The sequence below is a fragment of the Streptomyces sp. NPDC058240 genome, assembly GCF_042882135.1.
GTDB lineage: Bacteria > Actinomycetota > Actinomycetes > Streptomycetales > Streptomycetaceae > Streptomyces.
The window spans coordinates 118,275-143,923 of sequence record NZ_JBHVWT010000009.1 but is presented as its reverse complement, the minus strand read 5'-3'; the positions used below and the strand labels follow the sequence as shown (position 1 = coordinate 143,923).

The following is a 25,649-nucleotide window of genomic DNA, read 5'->3' as shown; positions in this document are numbered from 1 at the left end:
GCTCAGTCCCCTGTCCGCAGCGCCGACTCCACGTCCGCCAGGGCCGATTCGAGCTGCGGGGCGACCTCTGTCCACGCCCATTCCAGGTCCTCCCGGGAAGCGCGGCGCGGGACGGTCTCCACCAGCATGATCAGGTAGAGGTAGCAGCGGTAGAGCGCCAGCCGCAGCCGCAGGGACGCGTCGAACACCACCGGTCGTCCGCTGCCGTCCGCGTACCCGGCGAGGAAGTCCTCGTCCTCCTCCATGTTCCCGAACAGGGCGAGCGATACGAAGTCGGCGACCGGGTCGCCCCAGAACATCCGCTCGCCGTCGACGATCCCGCCGATGGTCCGCGCACCGGGCTCGCCGTCGACGAGAAGGTTGCCCTGCCACAGGTCGAAGTGGACCAGGGCGGGCCGTGCGACGTCGTCGAGCACGGGCGACGCGGCGGCGAGCAGGTCACGGATACCGGCCGTCGGGCGCGGCAGCCGGGCGCGGTAGGCGTCCGCGTCGGCGAGGACGGCGTCGGTCATCGCGGTGAACGCCTGCCGCCAGGACGGGGCCAACGGGGCCACCGCCAGGGAGGGATAGCCGAAGCCCGCGGGGTTCGTGACGGCGTGCAGCCGGGCGACGATCCGCCCCAGGTCCTTCCTGAGCAGGCGCTCCTCGGCACCGGACATGGCGTCGGCGGAGGCGGAGCCGGTGAGTTCGTGCCAGGGGCGCCCCGGGCGGGCCGTCATGATCACGTACGGGCCGGTCGGTGCGGCCGGGTCGAGCTCGCTGTGCAGGACACGGGGGACCGGTGCCGAACCGTCCGCGGAGGTGTAGAACGTGGCCTCGTTGACCAGCAGATCGCGCTCGTAGCCCATCAGTGTTCCGGGGGTCGTGGGCGGCGGTATCTTCACCACCTGTTCGCTGCCGTCCGTGAGCGTCACCCGGGAGACCGTGTTGAACGTGCCTCCGGCGAGCGGCGCGCATCGGGCGATCCGGTCCTCCGTCAGCCCAACGGAGCGGAGAACAGCCGAGGTTGTTGTTCCGTCTGTCTGCATGGGAGCAATTGTGCCTCCGGGCCGGGCCCCGGTGCGCGGATCGCGGTGACGGACGGCGCCTTCACGGGATGATCACAGCGCCGTCACGATCACATCCCGTGCCCGACTTGATTGATCATCAAACCAATTTCCGCTCATAGAGTGAGCAAAATCGAACACCCAGCTCATAGAGACGGACCGGACCATGCGCTCCACCGCCGTACGCCGTACCGCTGTTGCCGCCACCGCGGTGTCCCTGGCCCTGCTCGCCACCGCGTGCGGCGGCGGCTCGGACTCCGGTTCCGGGGACAAGGGGGCGGACGCCAAGGGCAAGGAGTCCGCGGCCGCCGCGCCCGCGGGCAGGGCGCTGAGCGCCGCCGAACTGGAGAAGGCCGCGCTGACCCAGGGCGACGTCAAGGGGCACAAGATCTCCAAGGCCGCGGCCAAGGACGTGGTCTCCGCCGACGACATCAAGGTCGAGAAGGAGGTCTGCACCCCGTTCGCCGACGCGCTGATGGGTGCGCAGGTCGGTGAGCCGGGAGCGTTCACCAAGCGCACGGTCGTCAGCGAACCGAAGAAGAGCAGCCTGGACAAGCAGGACAGCGGGGACGCCGAGGAGGCGTTCAAGGCGGCGTTCGACATCACGACGACGCAGCTGGCCCTCGGTTCGTACGACGGCAAGGGCGCGCAGGAGTCGGTCGCCTCGCTGCGCACCGCGGCCACCGAGTGCGCCGGTGGCTTCGCGTTCACGGCGGCCGGTGAGAAGCAGAAGGTCAGCAAGATCACCGAGGAGCAGGTCAAGGGTGGCGAGGAGGCGGCGGCCTGGTCCGTTCAGGTGGAACAGGGCGGGGAGAAGGTCGAGTTCAAGCTCGTGGCCATGCGTCAGGGCGCCTCGTTCGCCTCGTTCTCCTCGATGAACCTGGCCGCGATGGGCGGCGGCGGGGACTTCGAGCTGCCGACCGCGGTGGTCGAGGCACAGGCCGCGAAGCTGGCCTAGGTGCAGGGCGGACGAGTACGTGGCGTCCCGCACGTGAGTATTCGTACTCATGATCGGAGTTTCGCGCTCCGTGCAGGCTGGTAGTACCAGTCAGCGACGAGGAGCGATTATGTACGGGATCAGCCGATTCGGCCGGGTGGCGTCCGCGAGGAGCGGGCGCCGCCTGAGCCGTTCCGCAGTGGGGCTCGCCCTGGCCTCCGTGACCGTGGCGGCGCTGACCACGGGCTGCTCGCTGGAGGACGCGATCTGTGGCGGCGGCGAGTATCCGGTCATGACGATCGGAAGCACCGGATCGGCCTGTGTGCCCGACGACGAGGACCCGCCGAAGGGATACGTCAGGTACCCCAAGGGCAAGGTCCCCGAGCACGTGGACGACAAGTGGGACAAGTACTGGCGGACCCACAGCGTGGACAAGGACGGCCGGATCGTCGAAGTCCCCGCCGGTTCCTAGGCCCTGTCGTCAGACTGCCGTCGTCGCCCGCACAGCAGACGGCAGTTTGACGACAGGGCCCAGGAGTCGGGCCGGCGCCGGTTCAGGGCAGCGGGACGAGCCTCACCACGGTGACGATCAGGACGGACCCGGAGACGTAATAGAGCACGATCGCCCCGGCGACCGTCGCCTCACGGCGGTCGCGCTCGCTCTTGACGGCCGACGACCCGTGTCCGTACGGGTCGAGGCCCAGGGTGCGTGCCATCTCGGCGCGGAAGGTCTCGCCGTCGCGCATCTTGGCCAGGGAGTCGTCGGCGGGCGGTGCGTAGGAGATGCGGAAGCTCAAGCGACGCTCCGCCTCTCGGCCTCGTCCTGCGCCAGCCGGTCCAGGATCCGTTCGGCCTCGGGATCGGGTACGGCCTCCAGCATCCAGTGCCGCATCACGGCCTGGATCTCGTGCACACCCGCCTCGTTGATGGCGCGGTCGAACTCCTCGCGTCTCTCCTCGGGCAGTGTGGCCCGGATGGCCGGAATGCTGTTGGGCACGTCGACCTCGGCACCGCCGACGAAGGTCTTCAGGGGCTCGCCCATGGTTGCTCTCCCCGCTCTCCTTGCTCTCCCCGCACGGCCCGTCCGGTCGGCTCCGCCCTTGCGAGGGCCGGTACTCGGGTCACCGTAGCGCCAGCGCCGACGAGGGACACGGAGCCCACGCGATACGGTCGGCCCGTGACAGCGACATCATGGGACATATTGCTGATCGGTGGGGCTTCGGGCGTCGGCAAGAGCCGGGCGGCGGCCCAACTGGCCGGTGAATCGGACGAGTCGAAACGGTTCGTGGTCGAGTTCGACGACGTCGTCAGCGCCGTCGAAGCCATGACGACGGCCGAACACCACCCCGCACTCCACCACTTCGACGGCATCCCCGACACGGCGCGGCTCACCGTCGACCAGGTGCTGGATCTCCAGATCGCCACCGCCAGGGCCCTCGAACCCGCGGTGCTGGGCGTGGTCCGCAACCGCCTGACCGTCGACGTACCCGCCGTGATCGAGGGCGACTACCTCACCCCGGCCGCCGCGGCGGAAGCGATCCGCGAGGGACGGGCGGCCGGACGCCGGGTACGGGCGGTGTTCCTGCACGAACAGGACCCGGACCGGATCACCGCCAACTACGCCTCCCGGGAGCCCGACAGCGGCGAACAGCGGCACCGGGCACAGGTCAGCGCCGCGTACTCGCACTGGCTCGCCGACCAGGCGGCCCGGCACGGGCTGCCGGTGGTCGAGTGCCGCCCCTGGGACGGCCTCGCGGGGCGCGTGGGGCGGGCGTTGGGGTAGGGCGGGCCTGCCCGGCGGATCAGGGCCGGTGGACCGACCGGCGTTGTCACACCCCCGCCGTACGCTCGGGCCATGAGCGTTTCTGTCTACTACAGCGCCCGCCGGGCGGAGCCGCTGACCGGGGCCGAGTCCGCCGCGATCGAGCGCGTCGTCGCCGCCCGCACGGAGTCCTTCCCGTACGACGACGAGGAGAGCCTGTATCTGTACGAGGCGGGCGGCGACGACCAGGACGACGAGATCGTCGCCGGCTCCACGAAACTGCCGAGCGACCCCGGCCGGTGGCTGCCGGTGACGGCCCATGTGCTCGACTCCGTCACCGAGCTGCGCCGCGCCGTCGGAGGAGCGGAGTGGCACGTCCACCTGGATGACGTCGACGTCCCGTGGGACGAGGGGGAGGGATACGTCCTGTCCGGCATGCGGGACGCGGCACTCGTCGCCGAACTCGGCAGCCTCTGCGACGCCCCGGACGGACAGGCGGGGTGAGGGGGCCGGGGCGGGCGCTTGCCTCGGTGCCGGTCGGCTTCATCGGGGTGGGCCAAGTACCTCGTCGGCGCTGCGGGGTTCCGTCCGCGGCTGTCGGTTGAGCTCGTGGCGCTCGATGGAGGATCGCCGGTAGACCTCCTTGCGGGCCCGCATGATGTTGCCGAGGGGCGCGTGCTCGGCGGTGACCCGCCAGGGCGTGAAGGACAGTGAGTCCATCTTCTCCAGGTTCTCCGGGCCGGAGATGTCCTGCCGCGGCAGCCGCAGCTTCGCCACGGTGACGGACGGCGAGAGCTGTTCGGGCCACTCCACGGTGGTGTCCTCCACCGGCATGCGCTCCAGGTCGGTGCAGAGCTGGACCTGGATGTCGAAGGCGTAGGGCCGTTCCTGCAGTTCGGCTTGGAGGGCCGGCCGGAAGACCTCCTGCGCGGAGGTCGGGTCGATGTCGCGCCGGACCACCGCGGTGGCGGAGGACGGGTCGGGGGTGATGCGCACCTTGGCGATGTAGTCCCCGTGCCGGACCGCGCCCATGGTCCAGTAGCTCGACAGCAGCAGGTTGGCCGGGGGAGTCTTGGACAGGCGCAGGAAGGCCAGGAACTCGTCCCACGCCCAGTTGTCCTGGTCCAGCGTTCCCTTTCCGGTCACGAAATCGGTGAAGAAGCGATGTGCGCCGGGTCGGCCTCGGGAGAAATAGGCCGGCGCGTTCAGGAACAATTCCTGGATGAACAGGTAGTGCTCGACCGTGTTGCAGAAGAAGACCGGTCCGTTGATGTTGGCGTAGTCGAATGTGCCTGTGTCCGGTTCGTCTTCCAGCAGGGTCGGGCCGGGGATGCCGAAGATCTTCAGCGCCAGTCCGGTGGCGGCGCCCAGTCGCGCGTCGGCTCCGGCGTGGGGCGAGCCGTTGGAGAAGCGGATGAGCGCATCGTGGGTTCCCGGGGTCGCGTAGATGCCTTGGGCGTACTCGGGGGGAAGCCCGTCCAGGATCTCCACTTCCCCTCGGACCAGCCCGTAGCCCTTGGCGTGGGCGTCGCGGAGGGCCCGTCCGGTACCACCGGCCTCGACCGACTCGGCGATGTAGCTCTCGGTCTTCTCGATCACCGTCCGCAGGTTCTGGTCGAAGTGCGGGTCATCGTCTTCGACATCAGGCGTGTAGCGGACGAACTGCGTTGCCATGACTTCGACCTCTCCTCGGAGAGCATGATCGGACCTGGGGGGTGGGCACTGCCGTCAGTCCTCCAGTTCGGCGAGCCAACGCAGGGCACGCAGACCCGGCAGGAAGCAGTACTCGCCGCCACGGGTGGCCACGAAGCTGGGCAGGTTCCGCAGACGACGCCGGACCGGCTTCTCGGGGATGGTGACGCTGCCGGTTCCGCCGTGATGCCCGGCCACCGGGTCCTTCTCGCCGGGGTAGCCGATGAAGTTGCCGTCGTTGACCCACTCGGCCTTGATGAACTCGAACTGCCGTTCCAGGTGGGCCCCGATGAAGACTCCGACCAGGCCCCGGTCGGCGCCGTCGTCCTCCAGCACGCCCTCGGGCAGCGGCGGCCCGTAGGTGGTGCCGCGGCGGATGAGGCGGTGCATCCGTGCGTCGCCGATGATGGTGGAATCGCGGGGATTGGCGCGCCGGATGTGCGCACCGGCGGGGCACCGGAACCCTCGGTCGTCGTTCTCCCGGTACAGGAAGTTGTTGACGCGGTGCGGATCGGCCGCCAGCTCCGGATCGTCGTGCTCCGGCGCCAGCGTCAGCGGCGCCCCGCTGGGCCAGCGCCCGACCATCTTGGCCGCCAGGAGCGCCTCCTCCCCGACGCTGGAGCTGTTTGCGCGCAGGTACCGGCGCCAGGCCGCCACATTGGTGCGGACCTTGCGAACGGCTGCGTAGGTCCCGTTGCGCCCCAGCACATCGGGGCTGGGCATGGGCGGCAGGCTGCCGGTTTCGTCGGGGTAGCCGAGGATGAACTCGCCCGCCTTGATGGGTGTTTCCTGCGGGTTGGAGCCGGGCAGTCCGACGCCCTCGATGTTCGGGTGGCTGATGCCGTCACGGAAGCCGAAGGTGGTGCGCCCGGTCGGGAGCTGGCGTACTTCCTGCTGCCAGATCACCTGGATACCGGGAGTGTCCTCGTAGGCGACTCGGGCCCGCTCCAGTTCCTTGTCCAGTCGGGCCGTATCCGACGAGAGGGCGCTCAACGCGATATGGACATCGCCCGTTCCGAACGGTGCCTCCCAGCGGGCCGGTGCACTCTCGCCCACGTCGCCGATCAGCTCCGCCCGAGCGGCCATGCCCTCACGAAATGCCCGCGGAAAGCTGTCCAGCGATTCCTGGGGCACCCCCAGGGCCCTCAGCCCCTGGTAGGTGAACGCCACAGCCACCCAGGCGTCCTGGTTCCGATCCGCGCCGGGCAGGCCACCCGAGGTCACCGGGAGCAGCCGCCGCAGCAGGGCGCGCCCGGCGTGGCGGTCATCGACGCGCAGGAAGATGAACTTTCCTTCGTAGGGCACGGGCCGTGGACGCAGTGCCCCGCTCTGGACGTCGTCGATCTCGACGCGCCCGCCGGCCGTGCTGCTGCTTGCCGTCGCATTCATGCTTGCTCGTGCCTCCACATCGGTCGCCGCCCGGACAGCCCCGGCAGCGACTGGTCCGCGCCCGCCGACGCGGTCCACAGATGTGGGGTCGGCTCTGAGGGTCGGTCGTGTCCCGGTTCTAGGCCGAGGCTTCCGCCAGCAGCTTCTGGAAGGCCGGGGTGGCCACCAGCTCGGCGTTCGCCGGGTTGTTCAGCGCTGCCCGGAACTCGGGGGTGTCCAGCACGTCCTGGAACGCGTCGTCCACTCGCTGGTCCTTGAAGATCTGCTGAACGGTCAGCTCGGGGTAGGCGCTGACGAAGACCCCCGCGGGTGCCTGGTGGGCGACGAACCAGTCCTTGACTCCCGGATCGGTGACGCCGGGGAACCCTTCGCTGTGCGAGAAGACCTTGTCGAAGCGGGCCCCGACCACCGTCTGGGCGAAGTCGTCGATGTAGGTGTCCCAGGAGCCGTCGAAGACGCTGGCGAACATGAACCGGGTGTCGTTGTCGAAGATCACGTGCCGTGCGTCATGCAGGGTGCCGATCTGGCGCACCGCCGCATGGACCCTCTCGTCGTCCGCCGCGTCGGAGAGCGTGGCGAGATCCTCACGCAGGGCATCGGCCTCGCCGGGCTTGATCCTGGTGAAGACGGTGAACTCGCTGCAGACCCCGTCCGACCTGCCTGGCCGCTCGGGGTGAGCTGATCGGGCCGCACCTGTCGTCGCAGTCATCGTGAGATTCTCCTGCCGCGGATCGATGCGAGGGTCGCCAAGCGCCGGAAACATGGGACGCCATCGCCCTCACACCTCAATCCTCACCACGGATGCGCTGCCTCGCATCTCGGCTCCTGGGCGTGATGGTCACGACGTTCCGTGCCGCGTCCGCTCCCGAGGACAGATCAGGTCTGGCGCAGGAAGATGGAACAGGGGCATGCCGAGTACGTCGGCGTCACCACACTTCGGCAGCCCTTCCGCGCGGCCCTGGCCACAGCGGCGCAGCCGATCACGCAACCGCCCCATCGCGCCGCCCAGGCGGTCGTGGCACCCGCTTCTGCAGAGCCCTGCCGAGGATCGCCACGCCGACCCCCACACGGAGGCAACCATGGGCGAAGTTCTCGGCGACGTACTGGGTTTCTCGGCCGCCGTCGCGGTCAGTCCGCTCCCGATCATCGCGATCATCCTCGTACTCGCCACGCCCCGGGGGCGTCTCAACGGAGTCCTCTTCACCGTCGGCTGGATCCTGGGACTCTCGGCACTGGGCGCGGTGATGCTGGCGATCGCTTCCCCCGCAGGTGCCTCCGCCCACAATCACCCGGCCATCTGGGTGGGAGCCCTCAAGCTCGCTCTGGGCGTGCTCCTCGTCCTCTTCGGCGCTCGGCAATGGCATCGACGTCCCAAGGATCCCTCGCAAGCCCAGCTGCCGAAGTGGATGGGCGCGATCGACCGCCTCACGCCGGTCAAGGTCTTCGCACTAGGACTGGCCCTGGCCGCGCTCAACGCCAAGAACGCCCCGCTCACCATCGCCGCGGGCGCCGCGATCGGCTCGGCCGGACTGCCGGTCGGGCAGCAGATCGCATCGCTGGCGATCTTCGTCCTGATCGCCACCCTCGGCCTGCTGGCCCCGCTGGGAGTCTTCCTGCTCGGGGGAGAGCGGGCCAAGACCACTCTCGGCAACTGGAAAGACTGGGCCGCTCAGCACAATGTCGCCGTGATGGCCGTCCTGTTCTTCGTTCTCGGGCTGAAACTGCTCGGAGACGGCATCTCCATCCTCACCTCCTGACAGGCCTGCCGCCGCCTTCGATGCGGCCCGGTCCGGCTCCTCCCGCACCTGACGGCCCGGCCTCAGTGCAGTGACAAGCCCCCTGCTCGCGGAGAGTCCACAGGCAGGGGGCTCGATCGTGCCGGGCTACTTCTTGCCCTGGTTCTTCACGGCCTCGATGGCGGCCTTCGCCGCGTCCGGGTCGAGGTACGTGCCGCCCGGCTTCAGCGGGCGGAAGTCGGCGTCCAGCTCGTAGACGAGCGGGATGCCGGTCGGGATGTTCAGGCCCGAGATGTCGGCGTCGGAGATGCCGTCGAGGTGCTTGACCAGGGCCCGGAGGCTGTTGCCGTGGGCGGCGACCAGGACGGTCCTGCCGTCGAGGAGGTCCGGGACGATGTCGTCGTACCAGTACGGCAGCATGCGGACGACGACGTCCTTGAGGCACTCGGTGCGCGGGCGCAGCTCCGGCGGGATCGTCGCGTAGCGCGGGTCGTCGCTCTGCGAGAACTCGGTGCCGTCCTCCAGGGCGGGCGGCGGGGTGTCGTAGGAGCGGCGCCAGAGCATGAACTGCTCCTCGCCGAACTCGGCGAGCGTCTGCGCCTTGTCCTTGCCCTGCAGGGCGCCGTAGTGGCGCTCGTTCAGCCGCCAGGAGCGGTGGACGGGGATCCAGTGGCGGTCCGCGGACTCCAGCGCGAGCTGCGCGGTGCGGATGGCGCGCTTCTGGAGGGAGGTGTGCAGGACATCGGGGAGCAGACCGGCGTCCTTGAGCAGCTCACCGCCGCGGACTGCCTCCTTCTCGCCCTTCTCCGTGAGGTTGACGTCCACCCAGCCGGTGAACAGGTTCTTCGCGTTCCATTCGCTCTCGCCGTGGCGGAGGAGGATCAGCTTGTACGGTGCGTCGGCCATGGGCCCGAGCGTAATCGAACCCGTACGGGCTCCGTGCGGCCGGTCACAGGGCGGACAGGGCGGTCGGGGCGGACGGCCGGGAGCGGACGATTGACGGCAGGCGTCAATTGACTGGCGGACCGGAATCCGGGATTCGTAACGTACGGAAAGCCACCGGGCCTCTTACCGATGGTGTCCGTTCCGTACTTCCCTGGGGGGATTCCGTATGTCTGTCGCCGGTCTCAGACGGGCCGCACGCGAATCCGTGTCCGGGCTCCCCAGGCAGTTCTGGTGGCTGTGGACCAGCACGTTGGTCAACCGCCTCGGAGGGTTCGTCGCCACGTTCATGGCGCTCTACCTGACCCTGGACCGGGGCTACTCGGCCTCGTACGCCGGTCTGGTCGCCGCGCTGCACGGGCTCGGCGGGGTCGTCTCCTCGCTCGGGGCGGGGGTGATGACCGACCGGCTCGGCCGCCGGCCCACCATGCTCATCGCGCAGACGTCGACGGCCGCGTCCGTGGCCGTGCTCGGATTCATGGTCCACCCGGTGGCGATCGCGGCGGTCGCCTTCGTCGTCGGCATGGCCAGCAACGCGTCGCGGCCCGCCGTGCAGGCGATGATGGCCGACATCGTCCGGCCCGAGGACCGGGTGCGGGCCTTCTCGCTCAACTACTGGGCCATCAACCTCGGCTTCGCCGTCTCGTCGGCCGGTGCCGGGTTCGTCGCCGAGTACAGCTACCTCGCCGGGTTCCTCGGCGAGGCCGCGATGACGCTGGCCTGCGCCGTCGTCGTCTTCATGAAGGTGCCCGAGACGCGGCCGGAGAAGCCGGTGGTGTCCGGACGCGCGGTCGACGACGGTGCGGAGGAGGTCCGGCTCTCGACCGTGCTGCGCGACGGGCGGTTCATGAGCGTCGTCGGGCTGTCCTTCGTCATCGCCCTGATCTTCCAGCAGGGGTACGTGGGGCTGCCGGTGGCCATGGGGGCGGACGGGTTCTCCAGCTCCGACTTCGGTACCGCGGTCGCCGTCAACGGGGTGCTGATCGTGGTGCTCCAGATCCCCGTCACCCGCTTCATCCAGCACCGCGATCCGCGCCGGCTGCTCCTCGTGTCGTCGCTGCTGGCGGGATACGGATTCGGGCTCACCGCGTTCGCCGGGTCGGTCGCGGTCTACGCGCTGACCATCTGCGTCTGGACGGTCGCCGAGATCGTCAACGCGCCGATCCAGAGCAGTCTGGTCGTCCGGCTGTCGCCCGCCCGGGGCCGTGGCCGCTACCAGGGCATGTACACGATGTCGTGGTCCGCCGCCGCGCTGATCGCGCCGCTGATGTCGGGCCTGGTGATCGACCGCTTCGGGGCGCAGTGGCTGTGGGGCGCGTGCGCCGTCCTGGGGACCGGGGCTGCGCTGGGGTACTGGCTGCTGATGCGGAACCTGCCGGGGGCCGACGGGGCGGCGGCGTCCGAGGGAAGCCGGGTCGCGGAGAGCGGCGGGGGAGAGCCCGCTTCCGGAGCCGAGGCCGCCGTCGAGCGGACGGGCTGAGAGCCGTCGTACCGCACACGGCGGTGCCCCGCGCGGAGCGGAGCGGCTCCGCGCGGGGCACCCGCGGTGTTCCGCGGCGGCCCGTCAGCCGCAGCAGCCACCGCACTGGCACGGGGCACCGGACTGGCAGCCGCAGCCGCAGCCCGAGCCGCAGCCGCAGGCGCCGAGCAGGGTCAGGTGCACCACTTCGGCGGGTGCCTCCTGCTGGGGGTCGGTAGTGGGGGAATCGGCCATGGTTCCTCCTCAAGGCGTACGACAGGGCCGTACGCCACAACGACGCGCGTACGACCGGGGCGTACGGACAAGGCGTGCCGCCCCACCCCATTTCATGCCCACCCCGGCGGGCGCATCAACGGCGCACATGCGCAGAGACACTTGTGCGACCCGATGCGCCCACGCACGCCCGTGCGCGCCGCGCGGTGACGCGATTACGCGCCCTCCACCGGCGTCTGCTGCTGGATCTCGTCGGCGTGCTCGCCCGTCACCAGGTAGACGACCCGCTTGGCGACCGACACCGCGTGGTCCGCGAAGCGCTCGTAGTAGCGGCCGAGCAGGGTCACGTCGACGGCGGTCTCGATGCCGTGCTTCCAGCGGTCGTCCATCAGGTGCTGGAACAGCGTGCGGTGCAGCAGGTCCATCTCGTCGTCGTCCTGCTCCAGCTGGAGCGCCAGATCGACGTCCTTGGTGATGATCACCTCGGCGGCCTTGGCCATCAGGCGCTGCGCCAGCTGCCCCATCTCCAGGATGGTGGCGTGCAGGTCGTGCGGCACCGCCGACTGCGGGAACCGCAGCCGGGTCAGCTTGGCGACGTGCTGGGCGAGGTCGCCCGAGCGCTCCAGGTCGGCGCTCATCCGCAGGGAGGTGACCACGATGCGCAGATCCGTCGCCACGGGCTGCTGACGCGCGAGCAGGGCGATGGCCCGCGCCTCCAGGTCGTGCTGAAGGTCGTCGACCTTCTGGTCGGCGGCGATCACGCTCTCCGCGAGCTTGAGATCGGCATCGAGCATGGACGTCGTCGCCCGGCCGATCGCCGACCCGACGAGACGGGCCATCTCGACCAGCCCCTCGCCGATCGAGTCGAGTTCCTCGTGGTACGCGTCACGCATGGAAGTCCCTCTCCAGTCCTCTTCTTAAGGCCGGGGCCAGGTTCGAACCCCACGCTGCCACCCTGAGTGGCGTACGCGTCGGCTTCCGGCCGCCCAAGTGAACCAACCCTTGCTCCTCGGTGAACTCTGGGCGACGAGTGTTCGGATACGCACTCGGATGGCTGGGAGAGTCCTCCCGGACCCGCATAACCTTGACGTATGGACGTGAACGCGGCAGTCGCCGCAGCTGCGGCGATCGGCGGTGCGTGTACCGGCGTGATCGCCATGCTTGCGTTCCGCTGGAGCGAGCGCGACCAGAAGAAGCCGACGCGAACCTCCATGCGGCCCGACAGCAACGCACCCCTGCCGCCCGGGGTGGACACGGTCCTGTCCGTGCTCAGTTCCTCGGCGGTCGTGCTCGACGAGAGCGACAGCGTGGTCAAGGCCAGCTCCGCCGCCTATGCGCTGGGACTGGTCAGGGGCGGACGGCTCGCCGTCGACGCGATGCTGAACATGGCCAGGGACACCCGCCGGGACGGTGAGATACGCCAGGTCGAACTGGACCTTCCCCGGCGCGGTACGGGCCGCGGCGAGGCCCTCGCGGTCTCCGCCCGGGTCGCCCCGCTCGGTTCCCGGCTGGTGCTCCTGCTGGTCGAGGACCTCACCGAGGCCCGCCGGATAGAAGCGGTACGGCGCGACTTCGTCGCCAATGTCAGCCATGAGCTCAAGACCCCGGTCGGCGCGCTCTCGCTGCTCTCCGAGGCCGTGATGGACGCCTCCGACGACCCGGAGGCGGTGGAACGGTTCGCGGGCCGGATGCAGATCGAGGCGACCCGGCTGACCAACCTCGTACAGGAGATCATCGACCTCTCGCGGGTGCAGAACGACGACCCGCTGGAGGACGCCGAGCCGGTCCGGGTGGACGAGCTGGTGGCCGAGGCCATCGACCGGTGCCGCCAGCAGGCCGGCTCGAAGCAGATCACCATGGCGGCGGGCGGCACCGCGGAGCTCCGTATCTGGGGCAACCGCGGCCAGCTCGCCGCGGCGCTCGGCAACCTCGTCGAGAACGCCGTCAACTACAGCCCCGCCCGCACCCGAGTGGGCATCGCCGCCAGGCGACTGTCCGTGCCCGGCGGGGACCAGATCGAGATAGCCGTGACCGACCAGGGCATCGGCATCTCGGAGAAGGACCGCGAGCGGGTCTTCGAACGCTTCTACCGCGTCGACCCGGCCCGCTCACGGGCCACCGGTGGCACCGGCCTCGGCCTCGCCATCGTGAAGCACGTGGCCGCCTCGCACGGCGGGGAGGTCACCGTCTGGAGCTCGGAGGGCCAGGGCTCCACCTTCACCCTGCGGCTGCCCGAAGCGGGCTCCGTACGGGAACGGGACCGCAGCTCGGGCGGACCGCCCCTCGTCAACGGCGACGAGGGCACCCGTGGACCCGCTCACCCCGAAACCCTTGAACCATTCCCTGCCCCGGAGGTCCTTCCGTGACCCGAGTGCTCGTCGTCGAGGATGAGGAATCCTTCAGCGACGCCCTGTCCTACATGCTCCGCAAGGAAGGCTTCGAGGTCGCCATCGCGGCCACGGGCCCGGACGGGTTGGACGAGTTCGAGCGCAACGGCGCCGACCTCGTGCTGCTCGACCTGATGCTGCCGGGCCTGCCCGGCACGGAGGTCTGCCGTCAGCTGCGCAGCAGGTCCAATGTCCCCGTGATCATGGTCACGGCGAAGGACAGCGAGATCGACAAGGTCGTCGGCCTGGAAATAGGAGCCGACGACTACGTGACCAAGCCGTTCTCCTCGCGGGAGCTGGTCGCCCGCATCCGCGCGGTGCTGCGCCGCCGCGGCGAACCGGAGGAGGTCACGCCGGCCGCCCTGGAGGCGGGCCCGGTCCGGATGGACGTGGACCGGCACGTCGTCACGGTCGCCGGCGGCAAGGTCGACCTCCCGCTCAAGGAGTTCGACCTGCTGGAGATGCTGCTGCGCAACGCGGGCCGGGTCCTGACCCGCATGCAGCTGATCGACCGGGTGTGGGGCGCGGACTACGTGGGCGACACCAAGACCCTCGACGTCCACGTCAAGCGGCTGCGCGCCAAGATCGAGCCCGACCCGGGCGCTCCGCGCTTCCTGGTGACGGTGCGGGGCCTGGGGTACAAGTTCGAGCCGTAAACCGTCTGGTACGCGAACGGCGGAGGGCGCCTCCCTTTCGGGGGCGCCCTCCGCCGTTCGCGTGTCCGCGCGTCGCTGTCCCGCGTGCGGTCAGCGGGCCTCGGTCGAGGCGGACGCGGCGTCGGTCGGGTCGACCGTGTCGCTGGCCGAATCCGCCGGAGTGCCGCCCGGCGCCCCGGACGCGGTGGAACCGGTCGGGGTCGCCCCGGGCGACTTCTTCGACGGCGCCGGCAGCGTGCTCGGGCCGGAGTCCGTGAAATAGCTCGTCGCCGGCACGACGAACGCGCCGAGCGGGATCTCGCCGGTCGAGCTGAACTTGAAGACGACGGGCTGCACATTGCCCGCCTGGGCGGCCTCGCGGCCGTTCTCGATCACGGCGGAGGCGTTGCCCTTGCCGCCGAGGACCACCGAGCCGCCGGCCGGGACCACGACCGGTCCGGCGCCCTTGGCGGCGTGCAACTGCACCGAGGCGCTCGAACCCGGCAGCGTGACGGCCTCCAGGGTCTGCGCCTTCGTGCCGTTGTTGAACAGCGTCGCGGCGACGACGGCCGGGCCCTCGGCGGTGCGCTCGGGCTGGGTGACGACGTTCGCGTTCTGGACGCTGATGTCACCGATGGTGGTGGCAGCGGTGTCCGGCCTGACCTTGAGCGTCGCTGCGTCATTGCCCGCACCGCACGCGGCGAGCGAGGCGATCGAGAACACGATGGCTGTGGCGGCGAGGGCGCCGTGTCGAAGGCTGCGGCTCACGGCGGCGGCAACTCCTTGAACGTGTCGGACTGCGGACGGGAGGGGAGCGACGTAAAGCCGCCCTAAGGGTGTGTCAGCGGCCTTAGGCTACCGAGCCGCCCCGCCCGCCCCGCACCCGACCCGCCCGTTTGGATCGGGCCGGGCCCGCGGGCCCGGCAAAGGCCTGCGGGCCGCGCATGCCGAAACGGGGCGACACATGCCGTTCACATATCGCCGGTGATCAATTCATGGGACGTGGCGCATTCCGTGCGCATAACCGATCACGCCGGGCCGCTGATCAATTCCATTGATCAACGGCACTTACCTCCGTACGGGTGATCGATCTCCGAACGGAGTACGGAAAGTTCATCATCTGGAATCCGGCAAAACGGGACGTTCAACCCCTTCGTGGGGCGGTTCAGATGTGTGCGACGTGTGTGTTTCGCCCTGCCCGCACAACGGCTCCGACCTGCGAATACCGTCCCCCGCGAGCCTTCCGCAGCACGTGCGTGTTGCTGTTGTCAAGCCCCGAGATATGCCCTGACCTGCGAAAACGCCATTCAGGAGAAGCGGTTCTCGTGTTACTCTTGATAGCCACGGAAGGGGTACCTGTCACATGACGTTCAAGGTTGGCGACACCGTGGTCTATCCCCATCACGGGGCCGCGCTGATCGAGGCTATCGAAACTCGCCAGATCAAAGGCGTGGACAAGACCTACTTGGTGCTCAAGGTCGCCCAGGGCGACTTGACGGTTCGTGTGCCGGCGGACAATGCGGAGTTCGTGGGTGTGCGCGACGTGGTCGGGCAGGAGGGGCTGGACCGGGTCTTCGAGGTGCTTCGCGCACCGTATGCCGAAGAGCCGACGAACTGGTCCCGGCGCTACAAGGCAAATCTCGAGAAGCTCGCCTCCGGCGATGTCATCAAGGTCGCCGAAGTGGTCCGCGACCTGTGGCGTCGTGAGCGCGAGCGTGGACTCTCCGCAGGTGAGAAGCGCATGCTCGCCAAGGCTCGCCAGATTCTGGTGAGCGAGCTCGCTCTCGCGGAGAACACGAACGAAGACAAGGCCGAGGCTCTGCTCGACGAGGTTCTCGCGTCCTGAACCGGCTCGCGCCGGTCGTAATCAATGTGCCGCGGTGCCCGCTGACAACCGTATTCACGGTATGTCGTCGGGCGCCGCGGCATGCCCATATCAGGCCGCGGCATGTCTGGATTTCTGCGCAGCCTGTCCGGATTACGTCCCGACTCACCGATGCGTTGGCTTCATCGGTGATACCCCCGATACGTTGCTCGCGATCTTGTGCAGCCGATCCCGAGCGACCGGTGCGGCTTGTCCGACTTCGACCGGGTGTCACGGAAAGGGCCCGGTCGAGTCATGGCACGGCGCCCGGCTCGCTTGTGCCCATACCCATGTCGGCCGTGGAAACAAACATGCCGAAGCTTCGGAGTGCAACCGATGTCTGATCAATCGCATCCGTACCGCACCGCCGCCGTGATTCCCGCGGCCGGCCGCGGTGTACGGCTCGGTCCGGGCGCCCCCAAGGCGCTCCGCGCGCTGGGCGGGACGCCCATGCTCATCCACGCGGTTCGGGCCATGGCGGCGTCCCGTGCCGTCTCCCTGGTCGTCGTCGTCGCGCCGCCGGACGGCGCCCCCGAGGTCAAGAACCTGCTCGACGAGCACGCCCTGCCCGAGCGCACCGACTACCTCGTCGTGCCCGGCGGCGACACCCGCCAGGAGTCCGTGCGGCTCGGCCTCGACGCGCTGCCGGCCGACATCTCCGTCGTCCTCGTCCATGACGCGGCGCGCCCGCTGGTGCCCGTCGACACGGTGGACGCGGTGATCGAGGCGGTACGGGACGGGGCGCCCGCCGTCGTCCCCGCGCTGCCGCTGGCCGACACGGTCAAGGAGGTCGAGCCCGGTGCGCCGGGGGAGCCGGAGCCGGTGCTCGGCACGCCCGTGCGGGCCAGGCTGCGTGCGGTGCAGACCCCGCAGGGCTTCGACCGCGACACGCTCGTACGGGCCCACACCGCCGTCGCCGTCAGCGGCGAGGGCGCCACGGACGACGCGGGCATGGTGGAGCAGCTCGGGGCGCCCGTCGTGGTCGTACCCGGGCACGAAGAGGCGTTCAAGGTGACCCGGCCGCTGGATCTGGTGCTGGCCGAGGCGGTACTCGCACGCAGGAGGGCGAACGATGGCTTCTGAGGAACGGACCGGGCCCGTGATCCCGCAGGTCGGGATCGGCACCGACATCCACGCCTTCGAAGAGGGCCGCGAGCTGTGGTGTGCGGGGCTGCTGTGGGAGGGCGAAGGGCCCGGTCTGGCCGGGCACTCGGACGCCGACGTCGTTGCGCACGCCGCGTGCAACGCGCTCTTCTCGGCCGCCGGGCTCGGCGACCTCGGGCAGCACTTCGGCACCGGGCGGCCCGAGTGGTCCGGCGCCGCCGGTGTGACCCTGCTGACCGAGGCGGCGCGGATCGTGCGGGCCGAGGGCTTCGAGATCGGCAATGTCGCCGTCCAGGTCGTCGGCGTACGGCCGAAGATCGGCAAGCGGCGCGACGAGGCGCAGAAGGTGCTGTCGGCCGCTGTGGGAGCGCCCGTCTCGCTCTCCGCCGCCACCTCCGACGGGCTTGGTTTCACCGGGCGGGGCGAGGGCATCGCCGGGCTCGCGACCGCGCTGGTCTACCGCACCGGCTGACCCCGGCACGGCCCTGACCTGCCGGTACTCCGGGGCCAGACCTTGTTGCACATCGCTTGTACGTACGCTGGTGCGGCAAGCGATGTGTTGTACGAGGACGGTGGGCCCGCGGATGAGCACGATGGCCCAGGCGCCGGCGGCGGCCGGAACCGGCGGGTACGTACTGCGCACCGCCACCCCCGCCGACCTCCGCGGTGCGAGGGCCGTGATGCTCGACACCGTCTGCCGCGACCTGAGGTCCGGCTACGTACCGCGCTGGCACGCCGACATCATCGGTCCCGACACCGCCTGTCTGCGCCCCGACCGCTGCACCCTGCTGGTCGTCGAGTGCGAGGGGGAGATCGTCGCCACCGGTGCGGTGCGCGACCGCGGACCCCAGGCGCCCGGCCCGGTCCGATGGGCGGCGCTCGCCGCCGTGCCGCTCGCGGGTGCCGCGCTCGCCCTGACCCTTCCGGTGGGCAGGAGCGGGAAGCGGGAGCGGCGGAACGGGGTTGGGGTACGGGTGGAGGCATCACCGACCCCACCAGGAGGACGTACGCCATGACCGCCGCACTCTCCGCAGAGCTCAAAGCGCTTCTCGACACCCCCGTCTTCGTCACCGTCGTCACCGTCCAGCCCGACGGCAGCCCCCAGGCCTCCCCGGTCTGGGTCAAGCGCGACGGCGACGACGTGCTCATCTCGACGGCGGTGGGCCGCCGCAAGGAGCAGAACCTGAACCGTGACCCGCGGGTCTCCGTCGTCGTACAGCCCTTCGCCGCCCCGTACACGTACGCCGAGATCCGCGGTACCGCCGCCCTGACCACCGAGGGCGCCGAGGAGCTCATGGACGAGCTGTCCGTGAAGTACACCGGCAAGAAGTTCGCGGAGTTCAACCCCTCGGCCGCCGCCGACGACGCCGAACGCGTGGTCGTCCGGATCACCCCGCGCAAGGTCGTCGGAAGCATCTGAGACGCCCCCGCGGTCACAAACTTGTCCCCGCGATCCCCAAGGGGTCGCGGGGCACTGGTGCGCGCCCACTACCCTTGAGGCGTGACTATTCGCCTGTACGACACCAGCGCCCGGCAGATCCGTGACTTCGTTCCGCTCACAGCGGGCTGTGTCTCGATCTACCTCTGTGGCGCGACCGTCCAGGCAGCCCCGCACATCGGGCACATCCGGTCCGGGCTGAACTTCGACATCATGCGCCGCTGGTTCGAGTACCGCGGCTACGACGTCACGTTCGTCCGGAACGTCACCGACATCGACGACAAGATCATCGCGAAGTCCGCGGAACAGGGCCGCCCCTGGTGGGCCATCGGCTACGAGAACGAGCGGGCGTTCAACGCCGGCTACGACGCGCTCGGCTGCCTTCCGGCCACCTACGAACCCCGTGCCACCGGCCACATCCCCGAGATGATCGAGATGATGCGCGGCCTGATCGAACGCGGTCATGCCTACGCGGCCGACGGCAACGTCTACTTCGACGTGCGCTCGTTCCCCGGCTACCTGGAGCTGTCCAACCAGGACCTGGACGACCTCCGCCAGCCGTCCGGCGACGGCGAGACCGGCAAGCGCGACCAGCGCGACTTCGCGATGTGGAAGGCGTCCAAGCCGGGCGAGCCCAGCTGGGAGACCCCCTGGGGCCGCGGCCGCCCCGGCTGGCACCTGGAGTGCTCCGCCATGGCGCACAAGTACCTCGGCACCGCCTTCGACATCCACGGCGGCGGCATCGACCTGATCTTCCCGCACCACGAGAACGAGATCGCCCAGGCCAAGGCGTACGGCGACGAGTTCGCGAAGTACTGGGTGCACAACGGCTGGGTCACCATGTCCGGCGAGAAGATGTCGAAGTCGCTGGGCAACTCGGTGCTGGTCAGCGAGATGGTCAAGGCATGGCGCCCGATCGTGCTGCGCTACTACCTCGGTACCCCGCACTACCGGTCGATGATCGAGTACAGCGAGGAGGCCCTGCGCGAGGCCGAGTCCGCGTTCGCGCGGATCGAGGGCTTCGTCCAGCGCGTCACCGAGAAGGCGGGCGAGACGGTCGGGCCCGCCGCCGAGGTGCCGCCGGCCTTCGCCGAGGCGATGGACGACGACCTGGGCGTCCCGCAGGCCCTCGCGATCGTCCACACCACGGTCCGCCAGGGCAATTCCGCGCTGGCCGCCGACGACAAGGAAGCGGCGGTCGCCCGGCTCGCGGAGGTCCGCGCGATGCTCGGCGTCCTCGGCCTCGACCCGCTCGACGAGCACTGGGCGGGCGAGAGCGACCGCGGCGACGATCTGCACGGCGTCGTCGACACCCTCGTACGTCTCGTGCTCGACCAGCGCCAGTCGGCCCGCGAGCGCAAGGACTGGCCCGCCGCCGACGCCATCCGCGACCAGCTCAACCAGTCCGGACTCGTCATCGAGGACAGCCCCACCGGACCACGGTGGACACTCGGCCCGCGCCAGTAGTCCCCACCATGTGCCGCCCGGCGTTCCGGGCGGCACACTTTCACTTATACGCACGCACGTCTGAAGCAACGAAACAGGTAGGTCATGGCCGGGAACAGCCAGCGCAGGAACCGCCGCACGTCCAACAAGAAGGGCATGCAGGTCGGCAGCGGTGGCCAGCGACGCCGTGGCCTCGAAGGCAAGGGCCCGACGCCGCCCGCCGAGGCCCGTAAGAAGCACAAGAAGAACCGCATCGCGACCGCCAAGGCCAAGCAGGCCGCCAACCGCCGCCCCGCCCCCCGGCGCGGCGGCGTCAAGGGCACGTCCGAGATGGTCGTCGGCCGCAACCCGGTCTACGAGGCCCTGCGCGACGGCGTCCCGGCGACGACCCTGTACGTCCAGCAGTACATCGACAACGACGAGCGCGTCCGCGAGGCGCTCCAGCTCGCCGGCGCGCGCGGCAACATCAACCTGATGGAGGCCCCGCGCCCCGAGCTGGACCGGATGACGAACGGCCTGAACCACCAGGGCCTCGTCCTCCAGGTCCCGCCGTACGAGTACGCACACCCGGAGGATCTCACCGCCGCCGCGTACGACAACGGCGAGGACCCGCTGATCGTCGCCCTCGACGGCGTCACCGACCCGCGCAACCTGGGCGCGATCGTCCGTTCCGTCTCCGCGTTCGGCGGCCACGGCGTGGTCGTGCCCGAGCGGCGCGCGGCCGGGATGACGGCGGGCGCCTGGAAGTCCTCGGCCGGCACGGCGGCCCGTACGCCGGTCTCCCGCGTCACGAACCTGACCCGGGCCCTGGAGGGCTACCAGAAGGCCGGCCTCACGGTCGTCGGCCTCGCCGCCGACGGCGAGCACACCGTCGAGGACCTGGAGGAGCTCGCCGGACCCGTCGTCATCGTCATCGGCAGCGAGGGCAAGGGCCTCGGCCGCCTCGTCGGCGAGACCTGCGACTACCGGGTCCGCATCTCGATGCCGGGCGGCGCGGAGTCGCTGAACGCGGGTGTCGCGGCCGGGATCGTCCTGTACGAGGTCGCGCGGCGCCGGGCCTGAAGTCCACCCGGCCGGGGGGCGGCCGACCGGGGCCTGACCAGCGGATCACAACCGACCCCGATCCGCCGGGCAGGCCCCGGCACCCCCGGCCGGACCCATTGACGGGCCTCGGACACATCGGGCCCGTCAAGGCAGTGTCCTAAACACACGTCACTCGGTTAGATGAGTGTGGACACCAGAACGCCTCGGTTCGACGAACAACCCGCCCTGAGCATGGCCAAGGTGGACTGCGACCCTGCGCAGGTCATCGTCAACCACGCCAGCTTCCGGGTGCAGCTCGCCCCCGGCCAGCGCCCGCGGCTGCGCGGTCTGGCCCCCGCCGGCGCGCCCAGGATCCCCGCCATGAGCGGCGCAGGAGCGGCCCGCGGCAGGCGCTCACCCGTCGTGTGGAGCGGCAGGTCCGCCCCCGGCGACCCCGGCGCCACCGGGCTCCTCCAGGCCGTACGGAACTCCACCGCGGGCCGCCCGGCCGCCGGGTACGACTCCTACGGCCCCTACGCGCCCCCGGAATTCGACGGCGGACACGGCACGGGCGGCACCCAGGCCATCGATCTCCTCGAAGAGACCCGGCCCACCCCCGTCATCACCGCCCCCCACCAGCCGGGCCGCTACGACAACGGACCCCTGCTGCCGCCCATGCGCCGGGCGGTCGGCGCCTACGACTCCGCCGACAGCGGCCCGTACCCGCAGGCGGCGTACGACGAGGACGGCTTCGACGAGGAGACCGGGGACCGGAGCGGGCGCCAGAACAGCGACTCCGTACGCCACGCGTACTACCCCGGCCGCCGGATGAACCTCGGCGTCGTGCTGCTGCCGCTGCGGGTCTTCCTCGGCTTCATCTCCATCTACGCCGGCATGGGCAAGCTCTGCGACCCCGTCTACTTCGACGGCGGCGACCGCGGCTCCATGGTCAAGTGGCTGACCTCGCTGCACCCCTGGGCGCTGGCCGAGCCGCTGCGCGACTTCGCGCTCTCCCACCCCGTCGGCGCCGGACTCAGCGTCGCCTTCCTCCAGGTCGTCGTCGGCGTCCTCACCGTCCTCGGCCTCTGGCAGCGGGTCGCCGCCTCAGTCGGCGCGCTGCTGTCCGCCGCGCTGCTGGTCACCGTGAGCTGGCGCACCGTCGCCGTCTACGACGCGCCCGACATCATCTACCTCGCCGCCTGGAGCCCGCTGATCATCGCGGGCGCGCCGGTCTACTCCGTCGACGGACGGCTCGCCGGTGAGGCCTGGCGCAGGCTCGGCCCGCGCTCGGCGATCTGGGACCTGCGCCGCCGGGTGCTGCGCCGGGGCGCCCTCGTCGCCGCCGTCGTCGTCGGCCTCACCCTTCTCGTGGGCTCCGTGCTCGGCGGCGCGGTCCGCTCCTCCGGGGTCGTCACCGTGCCCGGCCCGAACGGCGACCCGACCAACCAGCTCCCCGGCTCCCCGATCCCGCAGGAATCCCACAGCGGCCGGGCCTCGCACACGCCGGAGGGCCGGCGCCCCTCGCCGACCCGGAGCGGCGCCGCCACGACGCCCTCCACCGCGCCGTCCACGCCCGCCGCGGGCACCGTCCGCGAGTCCGGCCAGGCGGCCGGTGCCGGACAGCCCAGCCAGACCCAGGGCACCGGCCGGCAGACCCCGCAGCAGACGACCCCGCAGCAGCCCCCGTCCAGCAGTTCCGGCCCGTCGTCCTCCGGCACCACCGGCACGGGCGGCGGTTCCACCGGCGGCTCGGACGGCGGCGACTCCACCGGCGGTACGTCCGGCGGCGGGCAGAACCCCATCGGCGGCCTGCTCGGCTGAGCCGCCGGGCCGGCGTCGGCACACGACGAAGGGGCGGTCACCGGTACGAATCCGGTGACCGCCCCTTCGCCGTACGCCCGGGTTCGCCGTACGCCGGGGCTCCGCTACTGCCCGTCGAGCTCCTTGGCGGCCTCGGTGAGGTCCTTCGCCGTGTCGATGGCCCGCCAGTACGCGCCGTGCGGGAGCGGGTACCCGGCCAGCCTGCGCTCGCGGGCCAGCCGGGGGAACGTCGTCCGCTCGTGGTCGCCCCGGTCCGGCAGCAGCGTCGTGAACTCCGGGGAGAAGACGTACACACCGGCGTTGATCAGATACGGCGAGGGCGGCGACTCGATGAAGTCGGTGATGTGCCCGAACGCGTCCGTCTCCACGGCACCCCACGGGATTCGGGGACGGGCCAGGGCCAGCGTCGCGGTCGCATCGCGTTCGGTGTGGAACGCGGCCATCTCGCGCAGGGAGAAGCGCGTCCAGATGTCGCCGTTGGTGGCGTACCAGGGCTGCTCGGGGTCGGGCAGCCGGGTGGCGGCGTACTTCAGCCCGCCGCCGCGGCCCAGCGGCTCGGACTCCACGACGGTCGTCACGCGCAGCGGCAGCACCGCCGAGTCCAGCCACTCCTGCAGCACCTCGGCCAGATGACCGCACGACACCACGGCGTCGGTCACGCCTTCGGCGGCCAGCCAGGAAAGCTGATGGCCGATGATCGGAGTCCCGGTGCCCGGGATCTCGACCATCGGCTTGGGGCGGTCATCGGTGTACGGGCGCAGCCGCGATCCCTGGCCACCCGCCAGGACCACGGCCTGCGTCGGATACGTATGCATGCCAGGCACGATATGCGGTGCCCGGCACGGCCGGTCAGCTGAACCGGGCGACGCCCGAGGCGAAGGACGTGTCGCAGACGGGACGCGAGAACCGGTGGGCGTGCGTGGGGCCGTACTTCTCGACGGCGGCGCGGCCCAGTGCCCTGGCGATCGACATGCAGTGCCGGGCGAGCGAGGGGCGGCCCTCGACGGAGCGCTGGAGGTCGGTGAGCGCGACACCCGGGTCCTTCTCCCGGAGCTCCAGGAGCAGCCGGTCACGGAGGGCGTCCTGCGGGGTGCGCGTCTTGGCGCGCTTCGAGATGTCGTGGGCCGACGCGGTCAGGACCTGCGGCTCGGAGTTGTGCGCTGCCCACGGCACGCTGGTGACGGCGAGGGTCCCGGAGAGGACCATCACGACGGGCAGTACGAAGGCGAGGGATCGGCCGATGCGGCGCGCAGTGTGGGTCACGCAGCGAGCGTAGCGGGCAGTAATGAATTGGCGACATTTCGTCACCCTTGAGGGGGATGGTTCGAGGCTGCTTTTCGAATCAGGTGTTGACGAACGGTGGCGAAATGCCCGGTGTGCCGGGGAATCCGGCGCCGTGCGGATCCAAACCCGCTCGTGCTCCATGGCGCGCGAACGGCCCCGCACGCAGGGTGTGCGGGGCCGCTGTGGCGCGGGTGTGCGGGGCGTCAGTCGGTGAGACGCTCACCCGTCGACGTCGCGAAGACGTGCAGCTCGTCCGGGCGCGGCACGACGTGGAGCTTGGTGCCCTTCTCCGGGACGGCACGGCCACCGACGCGGACGACCAGGTCCTTGTGCTCGCCACCGACCTCGGCGGCGCCGTAGACGAAGCCGTCGGCGCCGAGCTCCTCGACGACGTTGACCGAGACGGCCAGACCGGCCGGGGCGTCGGCGCTGTCCTTCGACAGGGACTTCGCGGCGGCGCCACCGTGCTCGACGATGTCGAAGTGCTCCGGGCGGATACCGACCGTGACGGTCGTGTCACCACGGTCCGCGGCGGCGGTGAGCGCCTCGCGGGAGACCGGGACGACGCTGTTGCCGAACTTCACACCGCCGTCGGTGATCGGGACCTCGACCAGGTTCATGGCCGGGGAGCCGATGAAGCCGGCCACGAAGAGGTTCGCCGGCTTGTCGTACATGTTGCGCGGCGAGTCGACCTGCTGGAGCAGACCGTCCTTGAGGACCGCGACCCGGTCACCCATGGTCAGGGCCTCGACCTGGTCGTGCGTGACGTACACGGTCGTGATGCCCAGACGGCGCTGGAGCGAGGCGATCTGCGTACGGGTGGAGACACGGAGCTTGGCGTCGAGGTTCGACAGCGGCTCGTCCATGAGGAAGACCTGCGGCTCACGCACGATGGCACGGCCCATCGCGACACGCTGACGCTGACCACCGGAGAGCGCCTTCGGCTTGCGGTCCAGGTACTCGGTGAGGTCCAGCATCTTGGCGGCCTCTTCGACCTTCGCCCGGATCTCGGTCTTGTTGACCCCGGCGATCTTGAGCGCGAAGCCCATGTTGTCCGCGACCGTCATGTGCGGGTACAGCGCGTAGTTCTGGAACACCATGGCGATGTCCCGGTCCTTCGGGGGCAGGTGCGTGACGTCGCGGTCACCGATGCGGATCGCGCCGCCGTTGACGTCCTCGAGACCCGCGAGCATGCGCAGGGAGGTCGACTTGCCACAACCGGAAGGACCGACGAGGACGAGGAACTCACCGTCCGCGATGTCGATCTCGAGCTGGTCCACGGCCGGCTTCGTGGAGCCGGGGTAGACGCGGGACGCCTTGTCGAACGTGACACTGGCCATGCTGGATCTTCTCCTCCACCGGCAGGAACGTGCCGGACGATCCGAGTGCGGGAGTGGTCTGGTCCACTTGAGTGAACCTTCAGCGACGCTACCTGGCCATTTCGAATCTG

At 70.3% G+C, this 25,649-nt stretch carries 28 protein-coding genes and 1 pseudogene; 16 read left to right on the top strand and 13 right to left on the bottom strand.

The genetic code is table 11. The annotated features are described in order from the left end of the window. Positions 1–2 precede the first annotated feature (2 nt). Positions 3–1,028, bottom strand: a complete 1,026-nt coding sequence (locus ACFVX4_RS18145) for a phosphotransferase family protein (RefSeq protein WP_389977932.1) — start codon at positions 1,026–1,028, stop codon at positions 3–5. A gap of 184 nt (positions 1,029–1,212) precedes the next feature. Between ACFVX4_RS18145 and ACFVX4_RS18140 the strand changes: the two genes are divergently transcribed. After that, positions 1,213–2,004, top strand: coding sequence for a hypothetical protein (locus ACFVX4_RS18140; RefSeq protein WP_389977930.1), 792 nt, complete (start codon positions 1,213–1,215; stop codon positions 2,002–2,004). A 109-nt stretch (positions 2,005–2,113) separates the two neighbouring features. Next, the gene (locus tag ACFVX4_RS18135; RefSeq protein ID WP_389977927.1) at positions 2,114–2,455 is read left to right on the top strand and encodes an SCO0607 family lipoprotein; all 342 of its coding nucleotides are present in this window, start codon (positions 2,114–2,116) and stop codon (positions 2,453–2,455) included. Between the two features lie 82 nt (positions 2,456–2,537). Here ACFVX4_RS18135 and ACFVX4_RS18130 read toward each other — a convergent pair whose 3' ends face one another. Together ACFVX4_RS18130 and ACFVX4_RS18125 are read right to left on the bottom strand one after the other, a co-directional pair. Then, on the bottom strand, positions 2,538–2,780 hold the full coding sequence (locus ACFVX4_RS18130; protein WP_093540259.1) for a hypothetical protein: 243 nt from the start codon (positions 2,778–2,780) through the stop codon (positions 2,538–2,540). Next, positions 2,777–3,025, bottom strand: coding sequence for a hypothetical protein (locus ACFVX4_RS18125; RefSeq protein ID WP_266416166.1), 249 nt, complete (start codon positions 3,023–3,025; stop codon positions 2,777–2,779). The genes ACFVX4_RS18130 and ACFVX4_RS18125 overlap by 4 nt, the downstream gene beginning before the upstream one ends. A 135-nt stretch (positions 3,026–3,160) precedes the next feature. On the opposite strand from ACFVX4_RS18125, the gene ACFVX4_RS18120 reads away from it, so the two are divergent. Both ACFVX4_RS18120 and ACFVX4_RS18115 read left to right on the top strand, forming a co-directional pair. Beyond that, entirely contained in the window at positions 3,161–3,766 is a 606-nt protein-coding gene (locus tag ACFVX4_RS18120; RefSeq protein ID WP_389977924.1) for a hypothetical protein, read from the top strand. Between the two features lie 72 nt (positions 3,767–3,838). Then, positions 3,839–4,249 carry a hypothetical protein gene (locus ACFVX4_RS18115; RefSeq protein WP_389977921.1) on the top strand — a complete coding sequence of 137 codons (411 nt, stop codon included), beginning with the start codon at positions 3,839–3,841 and terminating at the stop codon, positions 4,247–4,249. A 39-nt stretch (positions 4,250–4,288) separates the two neighbouring features. Here the strand turns inward: ACFVX4_RS18115 and ACFVX4_RS18110 are convergent, their stop codons facing one another. The 3 genes from ACFVX4_RS18110 to ACFVX4_RS18100 all read right to left on the bottom strand — a co-directional run bounded on the left by ACFVX4_RS18110 (position 4,289) and on the right by ACFVX4_RS18100 (position 7,535). Then, positions 4,289–5,419, bottom strand: a complete 1,131-nt coding sequence (locus ACFVX4_RS18110) for a catalase family protein (RefSeq protein ID WP_389977918.1) — start codon at positions 5,417–5,419, stop codon at positions 4,289–4,291. Positions 5,420–5,473: 54 nt separating this feature from the next. Continuing rightward, complete coding sequence (locus tag ACFVX4_RS18105; protein WP_389977916.1) at positions 5,474–6,826, bottom strand: Dyp-type peroxidase; 1,353 nt, start codon at positions 6,824–6,826, stop codon at positions 5,474–5,476. 118 nt (positions 6,827–6,944) lie between these two features. Continuing rightward, the gene (locus ACFVX4_RS18100; RefSeq protein WP_389977913.1) at positions 6,945–7,535 is read right to left on the bottom strand and encodes a hypothetical protein; all 591 of its coding nucleotides are present in this window, start codon (positions 7,533–7,535) and stop codon (positions 6,945–6,947) included. Between the two features lie 370 nt (positions 7,536–7,905). On the opposite strand from ACFVX4_RS18100, the gene ACFVX4_RS18095 reads away from it, so the two are divergent. Next, complete coding sequence (locus tag ACFVX4_RS18095; protein ID WP_389977911.1) at positions 7,906–8,583, top strand: GAP family protein; 678 nt, start codon at positions 7,906–7,908, stop codon at positions 8,581–8,583. 126 nt (positions 8,584–8,709) lie between these two features. On the opposite strand, the gene ACFVX4_RS18090 is transcribed toward ACFVX4_RS18095, so the two are convergent. Further along, positions 8,710–9,468, bottom strand: a complete 759-nt coding sequence (locus tag ACFVX4_RS18090) for a phosphoglyceromutase (RefSeq protein ID WP_266416147.1) — start codon at positions 9,466–9,468, stop codon at positions 8,710–8,712. Between the two features lie 205 nt (positions 9,469–9,673). Between ACFVX4_RS18090 and ACFVX4_RS18085 the strand changes: the two genes are divergently transcribed. Then, positions 9,674–10,984 carry an MDR family MFS transporter gene (locus ACFVX4_RS18085; protein WP_389977908.1) on the top strand — a complete coding sequence of 437 codons (1,311 nt, stop codon included), beginning with the start codon at positions 9,674–9,676 and terminating at the stop codon, positions 10,982–10,984. An 84-nt stretch (positions 10,985–11,068) separates the two neighbouring features. Here the strand turns inward: ACFVX4_RS18085 and ACFVX4_RS18080 are convergent, their stop codons facing one another. Beyond that, complete coding sequence (locus tag ACFVX4_RS18080) at positions 11,069–11,218, bottom strand: hypothetical protein (protein WP_177328251.1); 150 nt, start codon at positions 11,216–11,218, stop codon at positions 11,069–11,071. Positions 11,219–11,412: 194 nt separating this feature from the next. Then, positions 11,413–12,090 (bottom strand): phosphate signaling complex protein PhoU, encoded by a 678-nt coding sequence (gene phoU / locus ACFVX4_RS18075; protein ID WP_383772493.1) that lies wholly within the window; start codon positions 12,088–12,090, stop codon positions 11,413–11,415. A gap of 198 nt (positions 12,091–12,288) precedes the next feature. On the opposite strand from phoU, the gene ACFVX4_RS18070 reads away from it, so the two are divergent. Further along, positions 12,289–13,563: a sensor histidine kinase gene (locus ACFVX4_RS18070; RefSeq protein ID WP_389977905.1), complete on the top strand. Its 1,275-nt coding sequence runs from the start codon at positions 12,289–12,291 to the stop codon at positions 13,561–13,563. After that, positions 13,560–14,240 carry a response regulator transcription factor gene (locus ACFVX4_RS18065; protein ID WP_072487966.1) on the top strand — a complete coding sequence of 227 codons (681 nt, stop codon included), beginning with the start codon at positions 13,560–13,562 and terminating at the stop codon, positions 14,238–14,240. Before ACFVX4_RS18070 ends, ACFVX4_RS18065 begins: the two co-directional genes overlap by 4 nt. 90 nt (positions 14,241–14,330) lie before the next feature. Here ACFVX4_RS18065 and ACFVX4_RS18060 read toward each other — a convergent pair whose 3' ends face one another. Next, entirely contained in the window at positions 14,331–14,987 is a 657-nt protein-coding gene (locus tag ACFVX4_RS18060) for a DUF461 domain-containing protein (RefSeq protein WP_389977902.1), read from the bottom strand. A gap of 595 nt (positions 14,988–15,582) precedes the next feature. Between ACFVX4_RS18060 and ACFVX4_RS18055 the strand changes: the two genes are divergently transcribed. The 8 genes and pseudogenes from ACFVX4_RS18055 to ACFVX4_RS18020 all read left to right on the top strand — a co-directional run bounded on the left by ACFVX4_RS18055 (position 15,583) and on the right by ACFVX4_RS18020 (position 22,915). Further along, positions 15,583–16,065 (top strand): CarD family transcriptional regulator, encoded by a 483-nt coding sequence (locus tag ACFVX4_RS18055; RefSeq protein ID WP_006380568.1) that lies wholly within the window; start codon positions 15,583–15,585, stop codon positions 16,063–16,065. A gap of 354 nt (positions 16,066–16,419) precedes the next feature. Next, entirely contained in the window at positions 16,420–17,166 is a 747-nt protein-coding gene (gene ispD, locus ACFVX4_RS18050; RefSeq protein WP_389977899.1) for a 2-C-methyl-D-erythritol 4-phosphate cytidylyltransferase, read from the top strand. Beyond that, the gene (gene ispF, locus ACFVX4_RS18045) at positions 17,156–17,659 is read left to right on the top strand and encodes a 2-C-methyl-D-erythritol 2,4-cyclodiphosphate synthase (RefSeq protein ID WP_266416132.1); all 504 of its coding nucleotides are present in this window, start codon (positions 17,156–17,158) and stop codon (positions 17,657–17,659) included. Before ispD ends, ispF begins: the two co-directional genes overlap by 11 nt. A 112-nt stretch (positions 17,660–17,771) precedes the next feature. Next, positions 17,772–18,065, top strand: a pseudogene (locus ACFVX4_RS18040) (N-acetyltransferase); the annotation flags it as partial. A gap of 134 nt (positions 18,066–18,199) precedes the next feature. Next, positions 18,200–18,607, top strand: a complete 408-nt coding sequence (locus tag ACFVX4_RS18035) for a PPOX class F420-dependent oxidoreductase (protein ID WP_389977896.1) — start codon at positions 18,200–18,202, stop codon at positions 18,605–18,607. Positions 18,608–18,688: 81 nt separating this feature from the next. Beyond that, positions 18,689–20,092 (top strand): cysteine--tRNA ligase, encoded by a 1,404-nt coding sequence (cysS, locus tag ACFVX4_RS18030; protein WP_389977893.1) that lies wholly within the window; start codon positions 18,689–18,691, stop codon positions 20,090–20,092. 84 nt (positions 20,093–20,176) lie between these two features. Then, positions 20,177–21,133 carry a 23S rRNA (guanosine(2251)-2'-O)-methyltransferase RlmB gene (rlmB, locus tag ACFVX4_RS18025; RefSeq protein ID WP_351258461.1) on the top strand — a complete coding sequence of 319 codons (957 nt, stop codon included), beginning with the start codon at positions 20,177–20,179 and terminating at the stop codon, positions 21,131–21,133. A gap of 162 nt (positions 21,134–21,295) precedes the next feature. Then, entirely contained in the window at positions 21,296–22,915 is a 1,620-nt protein-coding gene (locus ACFVX4_RS18020; protein ID WP_389977890.1) for a DoxX family membrane protein, read from the top strand. A 104-nt stretch (positions 22,916–23,019) separates the two neighbouring features. On the opposite strand, the gene ACFVX4_RS18015 is transcribed toward ACFVX4_RS18020, so the two are convergent. From ACFVX4_RS18015 to ACFVX4_RS18005, 3 genes are all read right to left on the bottom strand, one after another. Continuing rightward, positions 23,020–23,730: an NDP-sugar synthase gene (locus ACFVX4_RS18015; RefSeq protein ID WP_389977887.1), complete on the bottom strand. Its 711-nt coding sequence runs from the start codon at positions 23,728–23,730 to the stop codon at positions 23,020–23,022. Positions 23,731–23,764: 34 nt separating this feature from the next. Beyond that, positions 23,765–24,178 carry a hypothetical protein gene (locus ACFVX4_RS18010; RefSeq protein WP_385332421.1) on the bottom strand — a complete coding sequence of 138 codons (414 nt, stop codon included), beginning with the start codon at positions 24,176–24,178 and terminating at the stop codon, positions 23,765–23,767. A gap of 224 nt (positions 24,179–24,402) precedes the next feature. Beyond that, positions 24,403–25,539 (bottom strand): ABC transporter ATP-binding protein, encoded by a 1,137-nt coding sequence (locus ACFVX4_RS18005; protein ID WP_266416119.1) that lies wholly within the window; start codon positions 25,537–25,539, stop codon positions 24,403–24,405. Between the last annotated feature and the right edge of the window lie 110 nt (positions 25,540–25,649).

Coding starts and splice junctions, on each gene's coding strand:
- ACFVX4_RS18095 (WP_389977911.1), top strand. CDS start 7,906: ATGGGCGAAGTTCTCGGCGACGTACTGGGTTTCTCGGCCGCCGTCGCG.
- ACFVX4_RS18105 (WP_389977916.1), bottom strand. CDS start 6,826: ATGAATGCGACGGCAAGCAGCAGCACGGCCGGCGGGCGCGTCGAGATC.
- ACFVX4_RS18090 (WP_266416147.1), bottom strand. CDS start 9,468: ATGGCCGACGCACCGTACAAGCTGATCCTCCTCCGCCACGGCGAGAGC.
- ACFVX4_RS18135 (WP_389977927.1), top strand. CDS start 2,114: ATGTACGGGATCAGCCGATTCGGCCGGGTGGCGTCCGCGAGGAGCGGG.
- ACFVX4_RS18085 (WP_389977908.1), top strand. CDS start 9,674: ATGTCTGTCGCCGGTCTCAGACGGGCCGCACGCGAATCCGTGTCCGGG.
- ACFVX4_RS18015 (WP_389977887.1), bottom strand. CDS start 23,730: ATGCATACGTATCCGACGCAGGCCGTGGTCCTGGCGGGTGGCCAGGGA.
- ACFVX4_RS18020 (WP_389977890.1), top strand. CDS start 21,296: ATGAGTGTGGACACCAGAACGCCTCGGTTCGACGAACAACCCGCCCTG.
- ACFVX4_RS18140 (WP_389977930.1), top strand. CDS start 1,213: ATGCGCTCCACCGCCGTACGCCGTACCGCTGTTGCCGCCACCGCGGTG.
- ACFVX4_RS18125 (WP_266416166.1), bottom strand. CDS start 3,025: ATGGGCGAGCCCCTGAAGACCTTCGTCGGCGGTGCCGAGGTCGACGTG.
- ACFVX4_RS18080 (WP_177328251.1), bottom strand. CDS start 11,218: ATGGCCGATTCCCCCACTACCGACCCCCAGCAGGAGGCACCCGCCGAA.
- ispF (WP_266416132.1), top strand. CDS start 17,156: ATGGCTTCTGAGGAACGGACCGGGCCCGTGATCCCGCAGGTCGGGATC.
- ACFVX4_RS18115 (WP_389977921.1), top strand. CDS start 3,839: ATGAGCGTTTCTGTCTACTACAGCGCCCGCCGGGCGGAGCCGCTGACC.
- ACFVX4_RS18055 (WP_006380568.1), top strand. CDS start 15,583: ATGACGTTCAAGGTTGGCGACACCGTGGTCTATCCCCATCACGGGGCC.
- ACFVX4_RS18035 (WP_389977896.1), top strand. CDS start 18,200: ATGACCGCCGCACTCTCCGCAGAGCTCAAAGCGCTTCTCGACACCCCC.
- ACFVX4_RS18100 (WP_389977913.1), bottom strand. CDS start 7,535: ATGACTGCGACGACAGGTGCGGCCCGATCAGCTCACCCCGAGCGGCCA.
- ACFVX4_RS18005 (WP_266416119.1), bottom strand. CDS start 25,539: ATGGCCAGTGTCACGTTCGACAAGGCGTCCCGCGTCTACCCCGGCTCC.
- ispD (WP_389977899.1), top strand. CDS start 16,420: ATGTCTGATCAATCGCATCCGTACCGCACCGCCGCCGTGATTCCCGCG.
- rlmB (WP_351258461.1), top strand. CDS start 20,177: ATGGCCGGGAACAGCCAGCGCAGGAACCGCCGCACGTCCAACAAGAAG.
- phoU (WP_383772493.1), bottom strand. CDS start 12,090: ATGCGTGACGCGTACCACGAGGAACTCGACTCGATCGGCGAGGGGCTG.
- ACFVX4_RS18145 (WP_389977932.1), bottom strand. CDS start 1,028: ATGCAGACAGACGGAACAACAACCTCGGCTGTTCTCCGCTCCGTTGGG.
- ACFVX4_RS18070 (WP_389977905.1), top strand. CDS start 12,289: ATGGACGTGAACGCGGCAGTCGCCGCAGCTGCGGCGATCGGCGGTGCG.
- ACFVX4_RS18110 (WP_389977918.1), bottom strand. CDS start 5,419: ATGGCAACGCAGTTCGTCCGCTACACGCCTGATGTCGAAGACGATGAC.